This window comes from Paraliobacillus zengyii, from assembly GCF_003268595.1.
Classification (GTDB): Bacteria; Bacillota; Bacilli; order Bacillales; family Amphibacillaceae; genus Paraliobacillus_A; species Paraliobacillus_A zengyii.
Map to the genome: position 1 here is coordinate 624349 of NZ_CP029797.1, position 20437 is coordinate 644785.

General features: G+C 35.0%; 14 protein-coding genes and 2 pseudogenes. 14 read left to right on the forward strand and 2 right to left on the reverse strand.

What is annotated here, in order from left to right:
• Positions 1-22: 22 nt before the first annotated feature.
• The 5 genes and pseudogenes from DM447_RS03150 to DM447_RS18225 all read left to right on the forward strand — a co-directional run bounded on the left by DM447_RS03150 (position 23) and on the right by DM447_RS18225 (position 2336).
• A complete protein-coding gene (locus tag DM447_RS03150) occupies positions 23-541 on the forward strand; it encodes a GNAT family N-acetyltransferase (RefSeq protein ID WP_112179863.1) in 519 nt (172 codons plus the stop codon).
• Positions 542-575: 34 nt separating this feature from the next.
• Positions 576-1484: a S66 peptidase family protein gene (locus DM447_RS03155; protein ID WP_112179864.1), complete on the forward strand. Its 909-nt coding sequence runs from the start codon at positions 576-578 to the stop codon at positions 1482-1484.
• A 257-nt stretch (positions 1485-1741) separates the two neighbouring features.
• Positions 1742-1878 (forward strand): annotated as a pseudogene (locus DM447_RS18795) (family 43 glycosylhydrolase); the annotation flags it as partial.
• Between the two features lie 40 nt (positions 1879-1918).
• The gene (locus DM447_RS18800; protein WP_162632550.1) at positions 1919-2143 is read left to right on the forward strand and encodes a hypothetical protein; all 225 of its coding nucleotides are present in this window, start codon (positions 1919-1921) and stop codon (positions 2141-2143) included.
• Between the two features lie 52 nt (positions 2144-2195).
• Positions 2196-2336 carry a hypothetical protein gene (locus DM447_RS18225; protein WP_162632552.1) on the forward strand — a complete coding sequence of 47 codons (141 nt, stop codon included), beginning with the start codon at positions 2196-2198 and terminating at the stop codon, positions 2334-2336.
• A 349-nt stretch (positions 2337-2685) separates the two neighbouring features.
• Here the strand turns inward: DM447_RS18225 and DM447_RS03170 are convergent, their stop codons facing one another.
• The gene (locus DM447_RS03170) at positions 2686-3939 is read right to left on the reverse strand and encodes an anaerobic sulfatase maturase (protein WP_112182636.1); all 1254 of its coding nucleotides are present in this window, start codon (positions 3937-3939) and stop codon (positions 2686-2688) included.
• A 308-nt stretch (positions 3940-4247) separates the two neighbouring features.
• Here DM447_RS03170 and DM447_RS03175 point away from each other — a divergent pair, with 308 nt between their 5' ends.
• The 7 genes and pseudogenes from DM447_RS03175 (at position 4248) to DM447_RS03210 (ending at position 14877) form a co-directional block, all read left to right on the forward strand.
• Entirely contained in the window at positions 4248-6545 is a 2298-nt protein-coding gene (locus DM447_RS03175) for a beta-glucosidase (RefSeq protein WP_112179866.1), read from the forward strand.
• A gap of 609 nt (positions 6546-7154) precedes the next feature.
• Positions 7155-7576, forward strand: a pseudogene (locus DM447_RS18420) (group II intron reverse transcriptase/maturase); the annotation flags it as partial.
• Between the two features lie 314 nt (positions 7577-7890).
• Positions 7891-9234, forward strand: coding sequence for a glycoside-pentoside-hexuronide (GPH):cation symporter (locus DM447_RS03190; RefSeq protein ID WP_112179867.1), 1344 nt, complete (start codon positions 7891-7893; stop codon positions 9232-9234).
• A gap of 303 nt (positions 9235-9537) precedes the next feature.
• Complete coding sequence (locus DM447_RS03195; protein WP_112179868.1) at positions 9538-11079, forward strand: sulfatase family protein; 1542 nt, start codon at positions 9538-9540, stop codon at positions 11077-11079.
• Between the two features lie 361 nt (positions 11080-11440).
• The gene (locus DM447_RS03200; protein ID WP_277871508.1) at positions 11441-11635 is read left to right on the forward strand and encodes an SUMF1/EgtB/PvdO family nonheme iron enzyme; all 195 of its coding nucleotides are present in this window, start codon (positions 11441-11443) and stop codon (positions 11633-11635) included.
• A gap of 311 nt (positions 11636-11946) precedes the next feature.
• The gene (locus DM447_RS03205) at positions 11947-13179 is read left to right on the forward strand and encodes a helix-turn-helix transcriptional regulator (RefSeq protein ID WP_112179870.1); all 1233 of its coding nucleotides are present in this window, start codon (positions 11947-11949) and stop codon (positions 13177-13179) included.
• 243 nt (positions 13180-13422) lie between these two features.
• Positions 13423-14877: a family 43 glycosylhydrolase gene (locus tag DM447_RS03210; RefSeq protein WP_112179871.1), complete on the forward strand. Its 1455-nt coding sequence runs from the start codon at positions 13423-13425 to the stop codon at positions 14875-14877.
• A gap of 187 nt (positions 14878-15064) precedes the next feature.
• Here the strand turns inward: DM447_RS03210 and glf are convergent, their stop codons facing one another.
• A complete protein-coding gene (gene glf / locus DM447_RS03215) occupies positions 15065-16165 on the reverse strand; it encodes a UDP-galactopyranose mutase (RefSeq protein ID WP_112179872.1) in 1101 nt (366 codons plus the stop codon).
• Positions 16166-16382: 217 nt separating this feature from the next.
• Here glf and DM447_RS03220 point away from each other — a divergent pair, with 217 nt between their 5' ends.
• The gene (locus DM447_RS03220) at positions 16383-17264 is read left to right on the forward strand and encodes a LysR family transcriptional regulator (RefSeq protein ID WP_112179873.1); all 882 of its coding nucleotides are present in this window, start codon (positions 16383-16385) and stop codon (positions 17262-17264) included.
• 218 nt (positions 17265-17482) lie between these two features.
• Positions 17483-20365 (forward strand): beta-glucosidase, encoded by a 2883-nt coding sequence (locus DM447_RS03225; RefSeq protein WP_112179874.1) that lies wholly within the window; start codon positions 17483-17485, stop codon positions 20363-20365.
• Positions 20366-20437 lie beyond the last annotated feature (72 nt).

Sequence of the window (20437 nt, forward strand, 5' to 3'; positions counted from 1 at the left end):
AAAAAGGGGAATTAATTCATAAATGCTTTTAGTACAACCAACAATAGAATTGAAAATGCAATATAATGATTTTTATCAAGAGTGGAAGAAAAGCGAAGAAGAAATGATACCTTTCGTAATAAGAAAAGAACCGGCGGATTTTCAATCGATGCTTAACTATTTATCTGACTGTGAAAAAGGAATAGAACCATCCGAAATTTGGATACCGGAAAGTTCTACTTATTGGTTAGTAGATCATCACGAGTTGATTGGTGTCGTAAATATTCGCCATCGTCTAACAGAGCCGTTATTAAATGCTGGCGGTCATATAGGATATGGTATTAGACCCTCAAAAAGAAAAAATGGCTATGCTACTCAAATCCTTTCGTTAGCATTAGAAAAAGCTAAAGATATGAATTTAGAGAAGGTCCTTTTAGTTTGTAATTCTGCTAATATCGCATCGAATAAAGTGATAGTAAATAACGGTGGAATAAGTGATGAAGATTTTATTGATGAAAAAAATAATACGCTAAAAAGGTATTGGATTAGACTACTGACATAATTTCAAGAGGTATTAAGTAAAGGGAGGAAAGTTTATGATTAAACCATTTGCATTACAAAAGGGTGATCGGGTAGCAATTATTGCACCGGCTGGAGCACCGGACAGAGAAAAGCTAGAACAAGGAATACGTGTTTTAGAGAAAATGGAACTTGATGTAGTTATTGGACGACATGTGTTTGATGTAGAGGAAGACCTTGCAGTTACAGATAAAAGGAGATTTACTGACTTGCATGATGCATTTAGTGATCCTGCTATCAACGGGGTTTTTTGTGCGAATGGGGGAGTTGGATCAGCAAGAATTGCTCCTATGATTGATTATGAAATGATACAGAAAAACCCTAAGATATTCTGGGGATACAGTGATATTACCTATCTACATAATGCAATTCAAAAATGCAGTGACTTGGTTACATTCCACGGACCAATGGTGGCATCCGATTTGAATGACGAAGAAAGAACAGCTGAGACAGAATCTTCGTTTTTGCCTTTATTCACTAGAGAAACTCTAATCTATGATTCTCACAAATCGCCCCTCATTACACTAGCTCATGGTAAAGGAGAAGGGCGTTTAGTTGGAGGGAATCTCACGCTAATAACTAATGGATTGGGAACGCCTTTTCAAGTGAATGCAAATGAGGCGATCCTACTTATTGAGGAGGTCCAAGAACCTGCGTTTCGAATTGATGTCATGCTTACACACCTTAAACAGGCAGCTGTTTTTGATGCTGTAAAAGGTGTTGTTCTTGGTAACTTCCAAGAGGATCCAGAAGAATATGTGAAGATTAAGAAAGTGCTTGAAGACTTTTTCGCTGATGCTCCTTTCCCGGTAGTTGAGAATTTTTACATCGGTCATTGTGAACCTAATTATGGTGTGCCGTTAGGAGTAAATGCGAAACTCACAACGTCACCTCCTCGATTGGCAATCGATTCAGGTGTAAAGTGATTTCTTAAATCGGTGTTGAGTTACAAGCGTGAAAACTTTGATACTATCTTGCGGTTTTAAAAATAGTAGATTATCGCCACCTTAGTCTACTTATATATATCTTTATTATCCATTCAAGTTATGGCAAGGTGAACCAACTATATGTTTATCCCCCTCTAACTTTGGTTGCTATTGTTTTGATGAATTATTAGGTGAGATTAGATTAGAAACTTCGCTAATTGAAGGACGTAGATGTTATGCAAGGAAGGTTGAAAAGGATGGGTAAAATGTCTTTTAATCCATATTTACCCAGTATGAATATATTCCGGATGGAGAGCCTTATGTATTTGGTGACAGAATATATGTATATGGCTCCCATGATCGTTTTAATGGAAATTTTTTTTGTTTCAGCGATCAGTGCTTTGGTATTTATTGTGAGTGTAAATACAGATGTGGTGTCAACTAAGGAAAGCGTAACCCCAAATGACACGAACGAAACGAGCAAAATTGATGAGATAATTGTGCGAAATGACGAAAAGTTAGAAGAGATTGAAAGAGGTGAAAAATCACCCGAAGCATTAGATGTGGAAGCATACGAAAAAGAAAAAGAAAAAGAAAAATACAATATAGAATTATTAAGCCAAGAACGTGAAATAGCAACACTTATAAAAAAATATTAGTTGCGCGAAAAAGGGATAATAAAAACAGAAGGTAACCTTGTTTATTATGAAAATGGATATCAATTTAATCGAAAAACAAAAAATGGTGGCTAGAACTTATGAAGCCAATGACGAAAAGCCAAAGCCAACAGAAGGTCAGTATATAGCACTTTTCATGGGTTTTATTAGTGATATCGATAATAAGGTAGATTAGAAGAAATGCAGCAATACACAGATAATCACGAGCCAATTCAAGTATGGACAAACGAAACAATGGCTTATCAAAAAGAAGCATAAGAAATCATTGAATCAACAGAAGAACGACAAGAAGCTATAGAGCTTTATTATAAATCGTACGAAAATATAAGAGGTTTCAATAATGCTATATGTAACGAATGAAATATAGAAGTTGATAGAAGGAAAACCTCCGAAACTTTATTATGGCTATAAAAAAGGCTGTTTTGAAATTTCTAAACAGATCTAAGATGTATAAAATTAAAGTTGTGTACTAATGGTACTCTGATTTGGAACAAAGTTATTTATTGAAGCATATTTATTATTTATTAGACATTTTGTATCAATAAAGGTTTACAACATTTTTTGTATTTTTTTTTACTTCCGCAAATACAATAATCGTTTCTCTTAGGTAATTGATAACCAGCTTGAACAAGTTCAATTAATCTTTGTTTTTTTATCTTGGATGCAACTTCTAACAATCTATTATGTGCATATTTATATACTTGCTTATGACTTTCACAAAAGTATTCAACATCCACCTCATTATTATCTCGTATTCGGTTTCTAGGACACCCCCCGTGACATAGGTGGAGAAATTCACAAGATGTACATTGCTTAGGTAAATTGGGTTTTAGTGACAAGAATTTGTCCATCAATTTGTTATTTAAAAGACTATCAAGAGAATCTATCCCAACGTTACCTAAGCGGTAATCCTCGTGGATAAAGAAATCACATGGATAAGCGTCGCCATTTTGTTCTAATACAAGATGTTTAGGGCATGATTCTCGATGAGTACATAATCCTGCTTGTTGATTGAGGTAAGCAGATAGCATATTATCAAAGAAGCGTATAGATATGTCAGGGTTACCCTCATTATACCAAACATCAAAGGCTTCACAGAGAAAATCTCCGTATTCCTTATGAGTAATTAGAAATATACCAGGTTGATTTATATCTTGTGCTTTAAAATCCATACAAGGAATGAATTGAACGAAGGGAAAATTATGTTCCTGGTAAAAATTCATGAGATCCGTTGCTCTTGAAATATTATTTTCGTGCAGAACGGTCAAAATATTAAAATCTACTTTTGCTTCTTTTAGGTGCTCGATTCCTCGCATGATTCTTTTGTAACTTCCTTTGCCAGAACCCATAACACGTCGGGCATCATTTATATCTTCTGGACCGTCTATGCTAACACCAACTAGGAAGTTATATCTTTTGAAAAATTCTGCACACTCTTTATTTATTAAAGTACCATTTGTCTGAATGGAATTACTAATAACGGTGTTATTGGGTGCATGTTTTGCTTGCAAATGAACAACTTTTTTAAAAAAATCTAATCCTGCTAATAATGGTTCCCCACCTTGCCAGATAAAAGTTACAAAACCGTTTGATATATTCATATATTCTATAATAAATTTCTCTAATACCTTATCATCTATTTTACTTATTTGTTTTGGCATGCCGTTACATTGACTATAGTAACAATAATCACAAGCCAGATTACAAGCCTCTGATACCGTTTTCCACATTACAGATGTTAATCCATTTTCTACTATGGATGTTTCTCCATAAACCATCATCTCTCATCTCCTTCAATAAGTTGGTAAGGATAATAGCTATGTTATTAGATGATAAGTGGATTGTATATGATATTTATCACATAATGTTTTGAAAAATATTATGAAAATGGTCTAAATATATGTTTAGTATTTAAGAAGCATTTTCCAAAGTAACCTGATAAATATGTTCTTAAATACTTTTAGTGATTTCATAGGATAATATTAAAAAAATACTAATATTAATATTAAATTACCGAAAAAGTTATACAACAAACTATAATATAGATTATAGAGTTTAAAATTTTCTGATATTTGGAGGAATTGAAATGATAAGAGATGTAAATAAAATAATAGATCAAATGACTTTAGAAGAAAAAGTAGGTATGTGTTCTGGTTTAGACTTTTGGTACCTAAAAGGAATTGAAAGACTTGGTGTTCCATCAATTATGGTAACGGATGGCCCACACGGATTACGTAAACAAGCCGAAGATGCAGATCATTTAGGCTTAAGTAGTAGTGTTCCAGCAACTTGTTTTCCATCTGCAGTAGGTTTAGCAAGTTCATGGGACCGTAAGCTTGTTGAGAAAGTAGGAATTGCATTAGGGGAGGAAGCACAAACAGAAAATGTAGGTGTATTATTAGGGCCAGGAGCTAATATAAAACGTTCTCCATTATGTGGTCGAAACTTTGAATATTTTTCAGAGGATCCATATATATCGTCTGAAATGGCTGCCAGTCATATTAGAGGTGTTCAAAGCCAGGGTGTGGGTACTTCTCTGAAACACTTTGTAGCTAACAACCAAGAACACCGTCGTATGTCCATAGATGCAGTGATTGATGAACGAACATTTAGAGAAATATATCTTGCAAGTTTTGAAAATGCAGTAAAGAAAGCACAACCATGGACGGTGATGTGTTCTTATAATAAAGTAAATGGTGAGTTTGCTGCCGAAAGTAAAACATTATTAACAGATATTTTAAGAGATGAGTGGGCTTTTGAAGGATTTGTCGTTTCTGACTGGGGTGCAGTTAATGAACGTGTTGATGGTCTTGAAGCAGGTTTAGAACTAGAAATGCCAGCAAGTTATGGTATGGGTGATAAAAAGATACTAGAAGCTGTTAAAAACGGAAAACTTTCAGAAGTTAAGCTTGATCGCGCCGTAGAAAGATTACTTAGAATTATCTTTATGGCGGCTGATAATCATAAAGAAAATGCAAGTTATGATAAAGAAGAACACCATCAACTTGCTAAGCAAATAGCTAGTGAAGGAATGGTACTTTTAAAGAATGAAGATCAAGTACTACCACTCTCTAAGGATAATAATATAGCAATTATTGGTGCGCTAGCTGAAAAACCAAGATATCAAGGTGGAGGCAGTTCACATATTAACCCTACAAAACTTGATAATATATATGAAGAAATGCAAAAGGCTGCTTATAGCCAAAACAGTGTTACTTATTCACAAGGATACCACTTGAATAGTGATGATGTTGATGATCAATTAATAGCAAAAGCAAAAAAAATAGCAGCTAAATCAGATGCAGCTGTACTATTTATCGGATTACCAGATCGATATGAGTCGGAGGGGTATGATCGTTCTCACCTGCTTATTCCAGAAAATCAACGTCAATTGATTGATGAGGTATCGAAAGTGCAACCAAATGTGATCGTTGTTCTAAGTAATGGTGCACCAGTTGAGATGCCTTGGTTAAATAAGGTGAAAGCAGTACTTGAAGGATATCTAGGAGGTCAAGCTTTAGGTGGAGCAATTGCGGATCTGATTTATGGTACTGCAAATCCTAGTGGTAAGTTAGCTGAGACATTCCCAATGAAGGTAAGTGATAACCCATCTTACTTAAACTTCCCAGGTGAAGGTGATAAAGTGGAATATAAAGAAGGTATCTTTGTTGGTTATCGTTACTATGATACGAAAAAAATAGAACCTTTATTTCCATTTGGATACGGCTTAAGCTATACTTCCTTTGAATATAATAATCTAAAAATTAATAATAAAGAGATTCAAGATACAGATACGATGACAGTTAGTGTAACTGTTAAAAACTCAGGTCAAATGGCAGGTAAAGAAGTTGTTCAACTATATGTAAAAGATAAACAAAGCACAGTGGTTAGACCTGAAAAGGAACTAAAAGGATTTGAAAAAGTAGATTTAAAACCAGGTGAAGAAAAGACAGTGACAATAACATTAGATAAGCGTGCGTTCGCCTATTATAATGTTGAACTTCAAGATTGGCATGTAGAATCAGGTGAATTTGAAATCTTAGTAGGTAAGTCGTCTAGAGAGATTGTTCTAACGGATACGATTAACGTTACATCCTCGGAATCGCTTGTACAAAAATTGCATAGAAATACATTAGTAGGTGATTTAATGGCTGATCCTAATTTAGCTCCACTTGCGACAGAATTGCTAAAAGAAGCGAATAAGAACAATCCATTATTTAATATGCCTGATGAATCAGATGAAATCGCTGCAATGATGGAAGCGATGATGAAGTATTTGCCATTACGTGCTTTAGCAAACTTTAGTGGTGGTAATTTCACAGAAGATAACCTAACGGATATGATTAATAAATTAAACGAAGTACAAAAGACACCGATAGAATAGACAAATTGAGATATATTAAAAGCAAACACAAACACATTAAGTGATTGTTGTTTGCTTTTTTAGTGTGCCCAGCATGGCGTAATCTATAGGGTGCAAGTCCTGAACTGTGAAGGTAGAAGTAACAGTTAACTTAACGCAAGGGTGTCCACGGTGACGTGGAATCTGAAGGAAGCAGCGGCAAACCTCCGGTCTGAGGAACACGAATTTCATAGAAGGCTAGGTGCAATTGGATGAGTTTGCTAAACAAAACAAAGTCCTTTCTAGCAAAGGTTGTACAGAGTAAATGAAGCAGATAGGTGGAGGGAAAGATTACGTTCTTACCTAGGGAGGTTCTGATAGATAGCGCAACGCATTGCGTAACCGAACAGATCACTGTTCGCTGAACTATCAGAAGTCAGCAGAAGCCATAGTACTAGATAATTCTAGAATATCTAGGAAGGGCTGAATCATTTAGGAAGAATTGTCACTTGGCGTACGTAACACTTGATGAAGCAGAAACAAGTAACCATTCCTAATGGAGGAAACGGTGAATCCCGTAGGGGACGACATTAAAAGGGCTGAAAGCTGTTACCACACAAAAAGAAGCGACAATTCACGTAGGAGTTGGATATCATGTTGGAGAAAATCTTGTCACGAGAAAACCTATTATGAGCCTTAGAACATGTAGAACGTAATAAGGGGAGTCATGGTATAGATGAAATTCCTGTACAAAAACCTACGAGCGTATATCATGGAAAACTGGTCTACCCTGCGTAAACAAATTGAAGAAGGTTCCTATTATCCGCAACTAGTCCGTCGTGTCGAAATCCCGAAACCAAACGGTGGGAAGAGGAAATTAGGTATTCCTACGGTGACAGATCGATTGATTCATTCAACAAGCAATTGCACAAGTTCTCACCGACATATATGATCCCACGTTTTCGAAATAGAGTTATGGCTTTCGACCTAACAAACGAAGACATGACGCGGTAAGACAAGCTAAAAGTTATATGAAACAAGGCTACCGCTGGGTGAATGATATGGATTTAGAATTCTAGGACTTGAAATAAGAAAAGCGATTGCTTTTAAGAAATTAACTCATGGTAGTTTCGTTAGTAAGATTATTCGTCCCTACGAAGTTTATATAATATAGAAGAGTAATAAAGTCGTATAATTAACAAATAGTTTTAATTAAATACTAAAAATATTAATATATAACCAAAATCAACAGGTTATAAATACTATAATAACTTTAATGAATAGTAAGCGCTTTCTGATTAATTATTTTTCTCAATATGTAACGGATATAATTATGGCATGCTAAATTGATTGAAATGTAGAGAGAATTTAAGAGGAGGTATTCTTAATGTATAAAGTAGATCAGGTTTCTTGGAAAGAAAGAATTAGTTATGGGCTGGCTGATACAGCATCAAATTTAATTTTTGTAATGGTGTCCACTTATTTATTATATTTCTACACGGATGTGGTTGGTGTTGGTGCTGGAATTGTTGGTACTTTATTCTTAATCGTAAGATTTCTGGATGCGGGTACCGACTTGATTGCTGGATATACCATTGACCGTACAAATACTAAATGGGGGAAGTTTAGACCTTATTTTTTATGGTTGGCAGTGCCGTTTGCGGTTATGGGTGTGGTAACTTTTCTTGCTCCAGATTTAAGTGGAAGTGGTAAAATTGTGTATGCTTATGCAACATACATTATATTAGGACTTATTTATACATTTATTAACATCCCTTTATCTGCGATGTTACCAAGTATGACGAACAATCCATTAGAAAGACATGAAGTAACTTCTATCCGTATGATTTTCGGACAAGCGGGTGGATTTATCGTCTCAGTTGCTACGTTACCGTTAGTTGCTCTACTTGGCGGTGATGATGAATCAAAGGGCTTCGCATTAACAATGGCTTTGTTTGGTGTGATTGCTATACCAATGTTTATTAATGCATTTAAAAATACAAGAGAACGTGAATATTATAAAGCTCAAAAGGATGTTCCATTCAAAGAAGGAATTAAAGCTTTTAATATTCCTTGGCTAATCATTTTCATTACAAAAATGGCATTCTTTTTCGTTTTTATCATTCGTAACCAATCAACAATTTACTTTGTAAAGTATAACTTTGGTAATGAAAGTATTATTCCAATTGTGATGGGGCTTAATTATTTAACTGTTGTATCATTACTTCTTATTCCATGGTTCACCAAAAGACTTGGTGGTAAAAAGACGATGCAGACTGGTATTATATTCTCCATTGTAGGATCCTTAGTTATTTTCTTAAGTATTTTTGCCACATCTGTTCCTTTATTATTAATAGGAGTTGGAATTGGTGGATTAGGTTTAGGATTAGTTCCAAGTTTATTATTCTCGATGATTGCAGATACCATTGATTACGGCGAATGGAAATCTGGTGTACGTGCGAACGGACTATTATACTCAGGTTCAACGTTTGCAGCAAAATTCGGAATGGGAATTGGTGGAGCTGCGGGTGCATGGATGTTAGCTTTAGGAAATTATGATCCAAGTCTAGCACAACAATCAGCTTCTGCTTTGAATGCAATTGAATTCGCCTTTATATGGTTCCCAGTTATCAGCTTTAGTTTGGTATTAATTTTATTGCAGTTCTATAAATTAGATAAAATTCATCCGCAAATTGTAAGAGAGATAGAAGAAAGAAATAAGAATAACTAAAGAAATATAAATACTGAATAAAGTAACAAACTAATTGATCCCAGTGTAACGGTCCGTAGGACTTCCATTTCAAAATATGAGTTAAGACGAAATATTTAAGTGGGAGTAATCGGACGCTAACACCTTTATTGGTTCAACTAATAATCAGTTGGGAAGAAGAACTTCTCAATATTTGAAGTTTCCCTTTATTACATTACTATTTCCTTATTCACTAAAGATCCTTTCAGAAGTATAGTGAATTAAGTTACAATAAAATTTGCATGATACAAAATTATACTATTTTAGAAAAAGGAGAGGTTTTAAATGAGAGTATTATTTTTAGACTTGGATTCAGTAAGCCCGCAACACCTAGGATGTTATGGTTATAATCGTAATACTTCACCAAATATCGATAAGATAGCAGATAAAGGTGTTCGATTTGATAATTACTATACATCTGATGCACCATGTGCACCTTCAAGAACAGCATTAATGTCTGGCCAATTTGGTATTCGTAATGGTCTTGTAGGACACGGAGGTACTGCAGGTGATATGAAAGCAGAAGGAACTGAACGAGAACTTTTTGGGAAACTTTCACTAGGTAGTTCTTTACCGTCATTTTTAAAATTAGGAGCGGGACTAAATACGGCTCTGATAAGTCCGTTCGTGGAACGTCATTCAACATATAATTTCTATGCAGGATTTAATGAGATTTTTAATACCGGTGGATTTGGTATGGAGTCAGCCGAGCAGGTTACTCCAGTTGCTAAAGAATGGTTGGAGAAAAACGGTAAAAAGGATGATTGGTTCTTATATATTAACTATTGGGATGCTCATACACCTTATCGTGCTCCTGAAAGTTATGGTAATCCTTTTGTAGAAGAACCATTACCAAAATGGGCAAACGAAGAGACATTAGAAAAACATAAGCAAGGAGTTGGTCCTCACTCAGTTCATGAATTGGAAATTGATCATTTTGGCATGACATATACGAATGAGATATCTGAAAAGTTCCCTCGTAGTCCTGGTGAAATAAAAAATATGGATGATTTAAGAAAGATGATCGATGGTTATGATACTGGAATTAAATATATTGATGAGAATCTTGGTAAGCTATTTGAAGTAATGGAAAAACAAGGTATAATGGAAGATACTGTAATCATAATTTCAGCTGATCATGGTGAAAACATGGGACAACTAGGAATCTATGGTGAACATGGTACTGCTGACGATGGCACATGTCGTATTCCTATGGTTATTCAGTGGCCAGGTATGAAGCAAGGTACAGTAGACGAAGGTCTACATTATCATCTTGATTTACCAGTTACTTTAGCTGAATTATTGGATATTCCTGCTTCACCAGGATGGGATGGAAGAAGTTTTGCGCCTGTTTTAACTAATGGTGAAGAATCTGGACGTGATTATTTGGTTGTATCTCAATGTGCTCATGTAGCACAACGTAGTGTTCGGTTTGGTGATTGGTTATATATGAGGACTTATCACGATGGTTATCATTTGTTTGATAAGGAAATGTTATTCAATCTTGTAGAAGATCCACGAGAAGAAAACAATGTTGCAAAACTGCACAGAGACAAATGTATGGAAGGTGCGTACTATTTGCAGGAATGGCATGATGAAATGATGTTTAGAACAGGCGATGATGTAGATCCGTTATGGACAGTTATTAAAGAAGGTGGACCATTTCATGCAAAAGGGTTCTTAAAAAATTATGGTAAACGTTTGATTGAAACTGGAAGAGAAGCTCAATTTAATGAATTAAAGAAAAAGCACCCTCAAGAATTTCCTGAGGAAAAGGATCTGTTAAGTGAAAAGTTTAAAGGGGAAATGTTAAAAGGCCTATTCTAAAATTAGTGAAGTCCTAGACCGCTCGCCAAAAAAACATCTGTCTTAAAAGTCAAAGGACAGGTGTTTTTTTCTTGTAAAAATATGTTAGAATATGAGTGAGTTACGAATTAGGTTTTATATCTTAATAGAGATGGCTGAAATTTGCTTCTGTACAATATAGTAATTATTATTTTACAAGCAGAAGAGGACTACGGTTTGGAATAATAAAAAATGTACAATTCTTGAATAATAATAAGGATGAGGCAAGTTCATTTTGTGAAGTATTATTGATGTAAATAGACAATTTCCTAAGAAAAACAAGGTGTTATACTTCCTAAAAATGGATCAGTTCCCTGCTGACTAAAATAAACGACTATTTTTAATTAAGCAAAAAAAGTATCCGCTGGGCGATATAATAACACCTAATGGGATGCAGATATATTATTGTAATATTTGGCAAGGAGATTTTCCGCGTCAGAACACAGAAGAAGAGGGTTTTCTTAATACAGCACCTGTTAAATCATTTTCGCTAAATGAGAATGGCTTTTATAATATGGTAGAAAAAATATGGGATTAGTGTGAAGATTGTTTTACGAATAGACTTGATCGTAAAACAGATTAATAGTCAGACTCAAAAGGTTATGGGTGACGGATCTTATCTATGCCATAAATCTTATTGTAACCGATGTCATTTAGGTGCTCATAGTTCAAATACACTTGATAGTTCCAAAGTTAATATAGGTTTTCGATGAGCAGAAGATGTTGAATAAATAGAGTTCTAGGTTTTAAATGAAAAATTTTTTCTGACATTTATAAGCTCGATTTATATAGCGAAATTGACTTATCATGTAAGATGTCAGAATAGAATGAATAAAGGAGCCTGCTACTATGTTACCGAATCAGGAGCATTTAGAATATATCTGTGAAATTCTTAGTCTATCTTATGATCTGCCTGCTTTTATATTAAATAAAGAAGGAGTTATTCAGTTTGAATCTGGATCAAACTTTGTCAAACATCCATTGATTCAATCAAAAACAGAACTATTCCATCAATTGACAGATCAAAATGATAGTTGTGAATTTCCTATTTTTCGGATAACTATTTATTTAGAAAACTTTATATCGGTAGCATTAAAAGACAGTCATGGCTATTATGGAGCAATTTTAATAGGTCCAATTATTGACTCTCGATTAATAGAGGAGATGATAGAAGGACTAGTATCGGACTTAAAGGTTCCTAGTTATAAAAAAGAAAGCGTTTTCAAATATTATAGAGAATTGCCTAACATGAGTAAAATGAAAATAGCCTATCTAAGTTTGCACTTGTATTATATGTTATACAAAAGAAGACTGGATCCTGTGGATGTAATTGAGAAAAATAGATCAATAAACAAAAAAATAGTAGAAATAGAGGATCCAAACTATAGTGTCTCAAAAAGAAGGCAGGATGTTCGTTTACACCATGACTTATTGTATGAGCAGAAAGTTCTCCAATGTGTTGTGGAAGGAAATAAAGTTGGAGTGATTAAGTATTGGAGATCAAATGATGAAGAAGGAGATTTAGGGGTACTATCAAAGAAAAGTCATCTTAGACATTTAAAAAACCTTGGAATATCTGCTATCACTCTAGCTACTAGAGCTGCCATGAAAGGTGGGATTAATCATGAGGTTGCTTACACATTGAGTGATCTGTATATTCAAAACATAGAAGATATAGATACAAGCAAAAATGTTGAGCTATTCATAGAGCATACCTTAGGCGATTTTGCAGAGCGAGTAAGGAAAAATAAACAACAAAAATATTCTAGACCAGTAAACTTTTGTCTGAACTATATTTTCAATCATCTCTATGACGAGATCAGCCTAGATATCCTTGCAAATGTTTCAGGAGTTCATCCTAATTATTTATCTGCAATTTTCAGAAAAGAAGTTGGAACTACGATGAAAAATTATATTCTTAATACTAAGATTGAAGAGGCCAAGACGCTTATACAGTTTACTGAATACTCCTTATTGAAAATTTCAACGTTGTTAAATTTTTATGACCAAAGTTACTTTACAAAGATATTTAAAAGATTTGTAGGAGTAACACCATATCAGTATAAAAATAATCTTAAATAAACGGAAACAAGGAAATATGGGTATAAGTATGTATTTTTCTGTAGATATTTAGGAAGTAAAAAAACAAGAAATCACTTTATCGATTGGACTTTAATATTTAATAGCAATGGATTGATTAACAACTTTATGTTTATCCCCCCTTCTCTTTGGTTGCTATCATTTTGGTGAAATATTAGTTAAGCTTTGATTAGAAACCAAACTTTTAAAAAATAGATTTTGCATACAGAAAGAAGGCTGAAAGAAATGGGGAAAATGGCTGTTAATCCTTATTTACCGAGTTATGAATATATTCCTGATGGCGAGCCTTATGTATTTGGTGACAGAATATATGTATATGGCTCCCATGACCGTTTCAACGGCAAGTTTTTTTGTATGAACGATTATGTTTGTTGGTCGGCTCCAGTTGATGACTTAAGTGATTGGAGATATGAAGGAGTTATTTATAAGAAGAAACAAGATCCAAAGAATAAACTAGGTTTGAAACACATGTATGCTCCTGATGTCGCAAAGGGGCACGATGATCGATATTACTTATATTATGCGCTTCTATTTAGTAGTGAAGTGGCTGTGGCAGTCTGTGATTCCCCTGCTGGTAACTTTGAGTTTTATGGCTATATCAGTAACCCAGATGGTACACTTTTGTCGAGCGAAAAGGCAGAGCCATTTCTATTTGATCCAGGTGTATTTGTTGATGATGATGGAAAAGTTTACTTATATTCTGGTTTTGCTCCAGAAAAGGGCTTACCAGCCATAATAACAGGTGGAAAAAAACGTACATTTGGAGGTGGTTATGTTACTGAGTTAGCCGCTGATATGAAGACTGCATTAAGTAAATCTACATTAATCTTTCCTAAAGTAGGGGAAGCGGAAGGGACAAGTTTTGAAGGTCATGAGTTCTTTGAGGCGAGTTCCATGCGTAAAATAAACGACACGTATTACTTTATTTATTCTTCCATTAACGGCCATGAGTTATGTTATGCGACTAGTAAAAGCCCAATGACTGGGTTTGAATTTGGTGGAACGATTATAAGTAACGGCGACTTGTATATAAATGGTTTCTCGAAAGATAAACATGCTACTAATTACATTGGGAATAATCACGGCAGTATAGTTTCTATAAAAGGACAATGGTATATTTTTCATCATAGGCAAACAAACAGGCATCATTATTCTAGACAAGGACTTGCGGAACCTATAGAAATAAAGGAGGATGGCTCTATACCACAAGTCGAGATGACAAGTTCTGGCTTAAACAATGGTCCTTTAAGTGGTAAAGGCGAATACGAAGCATGTATTGCCTGTCAGCTTATGTCAAAAGAGGGTGCTGGTAGGTATGGTACGTATTTTGGCAATATTACATTTAGAAAACATCCTTATTTCACACAAACTGGAAGAGATAGGGAAAACAACCCTACGCAGTATATAGCTAATATGAGAGACGGTGCAGTTGCTGGATTTAAATATTTCTTGATCAATGATTTGAATGAAATTGCTGTACAGATCCGTGCAACAGGTAATGGAGAAATTCTAGTATCTACTTCATTAGATAAAGAACCTATTGCTAGTATTCCAATCAAGAAAAGTACAAATTACAGCTATTTTCAAACGAATGTGACTATAGCTAATGGCAAACAAGCATTGTATTTCACTTATAAAGGCTCGGGAAAGTTGGATTTTAAATCTTTTCGTTTAAATTAATTAAGAATGAGGGAACTAAAACGGATATCACAAAGGAGTTCCGTTGAGGATTTAGCCAAAAGAAACCCTTAGTGTATCACAAGGTGTCCAGTGCATTGAGTGAAAATGGACGCTAATTGATAGCTAAGGGTACTCGAAATGAATCATAATTATAAGAATAAAAGTAGTATACCTAAATAATATTTTATCAACCAAATACCTTGTCAACTGTTGCTAAAGCTGAACCGATAACTTGATGCATATCGTAATATTTATATGTTGCTAATCTACCTCCGAATATTACGTTTTTTTCATTAACAGTTAACTGCTTGTACTTTTTATAAATTTCATTATTTTTATCATCATTAATTGGGTAATATGGTTCATCCCCGACCTTCCATTCCTTAGGATATTCTTTTGTGATTACTGTTTTATCCTGTGTACCAAATTCAAAGTGTTTATGCTCAATAATCCGTGTATAAGGTGTCTCTTTATCTGTATAGTTGACAACAGCGTTACCTTGATAATTATCTGTGTCTTCCAAAATACTCGTTTCAAATTGTAAACTTCGATATTCTAACACACCATATTTATAATCATAATATTGATCGATCATACCTGTATAGACTATTTTGTCAGCTAAACTTTCTAATTCTTCTCGTTCTTTAAAAAAGTCAATCTTTAATCTTACATCAATTCCTTCTAACATTTTTTCAATAATACCAGTATAACCACCAATCGGAATTCCCTGATAGCGATCATTAAAATAATTATTGTCATATGTAAAACGAACTGGTAAGCGTTTGATAATAAAGGCTGGTAACTCTTTTGCTGACCTTCCCCATTGCTTCTCCGTGTAGCCTTTTATTAGCTTTTCATAAATATCTGTACCTACTAATGAAATAGCCTGCTCTTCTAAATTTTTTGGTTCGGTTGCACTAGTATTGACTTTTTGCTGTTCAATTTTTTCTTTGGCTTCCTCTGGGTTAACAACTCCCCATAACTTATTAAATGTGTTCATATTAAAAGGCAGGTTATATAGTTCTCCCCGATAGTTTGCAAGTGGTGAATTAGTATAGCGATTAAACGCAGCAAACTCATTTACATATTCCCATATTTTTTTGTTATTTGTGTGAAAAATGTGCGCACCATACTTGTGAACATTGATCCCTTCTAGTTGTTCTGTATAGACATTACCACCAATATGATTTCGTTTATCAATAACTAGACACTTCTTACCTCTTTTTTTTGCTTCATAAGCAAATACTGAGCCAAATAAACCGGCACCAACAATTAAATAATCATACATGTTAAATCTCCTTAAAGTTACATATAGTGAACTATTACCTTTTAATTCGTCAAAGATAGAGTATGGATTGAATTATATCAAAGTACTATCAATTAATAAAGAACATCAATTACGCTAGTATAAAGGGAGATTCTGATAGTATTGTAGATTGCAAAAATTATAATCTGAGTGCTATACTAGGTTTAAAGTGTGGAGAGACTGATTAAAAGGTGAAAATATGAATATAGAATCATTACAACATTTCAATAAAGTTTATCAAATGAATAGTATAAATTCCGCAGCAAAGGAACTATTTATTACACCACAGGGATTAAGTAAGACGATCAAACAATTAGAGTTAGAATTTGAGACGGATTTATTTGACAGAAAGCCTCGCGGAATGGAACCAACGGAAGCTGGTGAATTATTATATGCTAGATCTCAACATATTGTGTATCTTATGGAAGATTTAAAAAAAGAGATTAGCATTATTAGTGGACGAAAAGGGACATTAAATGTGGTGGTAACATACTCTTCAACAGCAGTTATACCTGTTGAATTTTTATATGGATTTTCAACAAACTATCCAGATATCCAAATTAAAATTAGTGAGCTGCCCGATGAATCTAATCTAGATCTGTTGTTTCAAGAAGAAGTTGATGTCGGACTAGTTACTGACTATGAAGATATTGAAAACTGTGAACATGAATTAGTATCTGAAGGAGAAGCAGTTGTTGTTGTTTCTAAAGACCACTGGTTAGCAAATAAGGATGAAGTAATGGTCGAGGATCTAAAAGAAGAGCCATTGGTAATAAAGTCTGTCCGAAAAGGGAAAGAGCACAATTTTGTTGATAAGTGTTTGGAAAAAGGCTTCACACCAAATGTTGTCCATGAATTTGGTAATATTCTAACGGCACATAGATTGTGTGAGTTGAATGGATATGTAGTTGTTTCAGTAGATTATGTTGAAAATTCAATTGAGAAACAAAATTTAAAAGTTATAAAGTTAAAAGAAAAAATCCCACAGAATATATATTTAGTTTCAAGAAAAAGAGGTATCCAATCTAAGGCAATTATGCTGTTTAAGAGTTATATTAAAGACCTAAAAGAAAAAAGTTAGTCGATTTTATGTGCTGAATAGCCCGTAAAATCGACTTTTTTCGTTATAACAAACCAAAAGTTACTCCCCCCTAACTTTTGGTTTATAGTCCAATCGTAAAATTTCCGTTAAACTTAGAATATGTTAGTAAAACGCTTTCAAATAAATTGATAGCGCTCTATATAATAGAGGAGGGTAAGTAGTTACTTAGATTTATAAATTAGGGGGTTAATACAGACATGGCAAAGAAGAAAATGGGTAAGAAAAAATTTCGCATTATTATGAGTTCTATTTTAAGTGTGCTACTGGTACTAGCTATTGGAGCAAACGTAGCTTTAGGCTATTATTCAGATGTTATTACATCGTATTTTTCAGAAATTGATATAACTAGTGATGAGGCGGTTACAGCTCGTGATCATTCAGTAGAAGTTGTTGAACAAATTACAGATGAAGGTATTGTCCTTTTGCAAAATGAAGAAAACGCTTTACCGTTTGCTGAAGGAACAAAAGTAAATGTTTTTGGTTGGAGCTTCACAAATCCAATTTATGGAGGAGCGGGCTCAGGTGGTACTGATGCATCGACAGCCATTACGCCTAAAGCAGGGTTTGAGGCTGCAGGAATTGAGATTAATGAGGAATTATATAATGCTTATACTGCCACTGACCTGGAAAGACCGATAATTGGTATAGAAGGTCAAGATTTTACTATTCCAGAGCCTCAACCAGAAGGTTTCTATACAGAAGATTTAATGGCTCATGCGAAAGAATACTCGGATACAGCTGTTATCTTTATCGCCCGTTCGGGTGGGGAAGGTGCAGATCTTCCGAAAAGTTTATCTGGACCTGATACGTATGATCCAGAAGGCGGTCCACAGGGTCCTACTGGACAAACATTTGGTTTTGAAGATGACCAAGACCCAAACAAACATTATCTAGAACTTACGAATAGAGAACTAGGAATGCTTGAAGCTGTAACAGCAGCTAATTTTAGTAACGTCATTGTCGTTGTAAACAGTGCAAACACTTTCGAACTTGATTGGGTTAATGATTACGATGAAATTAAAAGTGTTGTAAATATTGCGGGACCAGGACAAAGTGGATTTGGTTCATTAGGTAAGGTTCTTGCCGGTGATTTAAATCCATCAGGTAAAACAGTAGATATTTATGCTTCTGATGTTCTTGACGCACCAGCAGTTAGTAATTTTGGTGATTTTGATTATGTTGTTGAGAATGCGGATGAAACATATTCTACAGCTAGTGATTCTGAAGGTGTTCCATTGAAATATGTTGATTTGGCTGAAGGGATTTATGTAGGTTATCGTTATTATGAAACCGCTGCCGACTTGGGAACAATCGACTATGATGAAGAAGTATTATATCCATTTGGGCATGGTTTAAGCTATACAGATTATGAGCAAGAGGTCGTAACGGACAGTTTAACTTGGGATGAAACGGATATTTCCGTTGATGTAGAAGTAACGAATACAGGTTCAGTAGCAGGTAAAGAGGTAGTTCAACTTTATTACTCTGCACCGTATACTGGACAAATTGAAAAGTCATCAATTGAGCTTGCAGCATTTGCAAAAACAAACGTCATTGAACCTGGAGAATCAGAGGTTGTAACAGTTTCTTTCGAAGTAGAAGATATGGCTGCATATGACTCTAATAAATTATTCAGTGCGGATGGTTCTTATGTACTTGAAGCAGGCGAATATAACCTTATGTTGATGAAAGACTCACACGAAAAAATTGCTGATGTGGGTTCAGAAACACTTTCAGAGATTGTATATGATTCTGGACGTTCTACAGACGAACAAGTAGCAGTAAACCAGTTCGATGAAGAAGTTACTGGTGAAGGAAGTATTGAGACCTATCTTTCTCGAGCGGATGGCTTTGCGAATTTAGATGAGATTGATCAAAATGAAACGTTTACTGTAACGAATGAGGATGGAACTACTAGAGAAGTTGAGGGTACATTAGTAGATTCTACCTTTGTTGACATGGTAAATAGTAAGCGGTACGATGTGCCAGCTGATACACAAGATTCAGCACCTACAACAGGTGCAGATAATGGATTAACGCTAGATGAATATGAAGATGTAGCTTTTGATGATGAAAGCTGGGAGCCATTACTAGATCAATTGTCTGTTGATGACTTGGTTAATGTTGTTACACATGGTGGCTATAAAACGGTTGAGCTTGAATCAGTTGGTAAACCAGCTACAACAGATTATGACGGACCTGCAGGTATCAGTTCATTCTTAGCGGCAACACCTGTATCAGGTATTCCATTCCCTGCAGAAGTAATGCTTGCATCTACATGGAATGTCGAGCTTGCTACAGCAATGGGTGAAGCAATTGGCGATGAAGCAGAAGCATATGGAGTTACAGGTTGGTATGCTCCGGCAATGAACATTCACCGTACAGCCTTTGCAGGAAGAAACTTTGAGTATTACTCAGAAGATCCATTCCTTTCTGGGGAATTTGCAGCTGCTACTACAGCAGGTTACCAAAGCAAAGGTGGATTTGTATACATGAAACACTTCGCCTTAAATGACCAGGAAGACAACCGTACGTTAGGTGTACTAACTTGGGGTAATGAACAATCGATTCGTGAAATTTACTTGAAACCGTTTGAAGTTGCAGTTAAAGAAGGTGGCGCATTAGGTGTGATGTCATCTTTTAACAGTATCGGTAGTGTTTGGGCTGGTGCAGACGAAAGTTTGCTTAAAGAAGTTCTACGCAACGAGTGGGGATTTAACGGTACAGTTAATACAGACTTCTATATCTTGGAGTCATATCCGTACATGAACGCTGAGCTTGCTGTACGTGCAGGTAATGATATCATGCTTACTGGTGTAGCGCCATTTGGTATACCTGAGTTTAATACGGACAGTAATGATACATTATGGGCGTTGAGAGATGCTGCGAAAAATGTACTTTACACTGTTGCTAACAGTAGTGCGATTGAAGACGGCATGAGTTCGGATACACCGCAATGGGTTGTCATCACAATTGTTGTTGATAGTCTTGTAGGTCTAGGAATCATTCTTGGTTTCTTCTTCACTTTCCGTAACTCCAAAAAGAGAGATGAGAGCACAGAAAGCAATAAATTAGCATAGATAAAATTTAAAGCATTTAAGGGGAACAAACATCTAATTTTGAAAAAATAAAAATCAGCGGTATTCCATAGG

Bases quoted from the DNA above. Each gene is read 5' to 3' on its own strand.
- DM447_RS03205 (WP_112179870.1), top strand. From the start codon at position 11,947: ATGTTACCGAATCAGGAGCATTTAGAATATATCTGTGAAATTCTTAGT.
- DM447_RS03175 (WP_112179866.1), top strand. From the start codon at position 4,248: ATGATAAGAGATGTAAATAAAATAATAGATCAAATGACTTTAGAAGAA.
- DM447_RS03220 (WP_112179873.1), top strand. From the start codon at position 16,383: ATGAATATAGAATCATTACAACATTTCAATAAAGTTTATCAAATGAAT.
- DM447_RS03225 (WP_112179874.1), top strand. From the start codon at position 17,483: ATGGCAAAGAAGAAAATGGGTAAGAAAAAATTTCGCATTATTATGAGT.
- DM447_RS03170 (WP_112182636.1), bottom strand. From the start codon at position 3,939: ATGGTTTATGGAGAAACATCCATAGTAGAAAATGGATTAACATCTGTA.
- glf (WP_112179872.1), bottom strand. From the start codon at position 16,165: ATGTATGATTATTTAATTGTTGGTGCCGGTTTATTTGGCTCAGTATTT.
- DM447_RS18225 (WP_162632552.1), top strand. From the start codon at position 2,196: ATGGATATCAATTTAATCGAAAAACAAAAAATGGTGGCTAGAACTTAT.
- DM447_RS03210 (WP_112179871.1), top strand. From the start codon at position 13,423: ATGGGGAAAATGGCTGTTAATCCTTATTTACCGAGTTATGAATATATT.
- DM447_RS03155 (WP_112179864.1), top strand. From the start codon at position 576: ATGATTAAACCATTTGCATTACAAAAGGGTGATCGGGTAGCAATTATT.
- DM447_RS03150 (WP_112179863.1), top strand. From the start codon at position 23: ATGCTTTTAGTACAACCAACAATAGAATTGAAAATGCAATATAATGAT.
- DM447_RS03190 (WP_112179867.1), top strand. From the start codon at position 7,891: ATGTATAAAGTAGATCAGGTTTCTTGGAAAGAAAGAATTAGTTATGGG.
- DM447_RS03195 (WP_112179868.1), top strand. From the start codon at position 9,538: ATGAGAGTATTATTTTTAGACTTGGATTCAGTAAGCCCGCAACACCTA.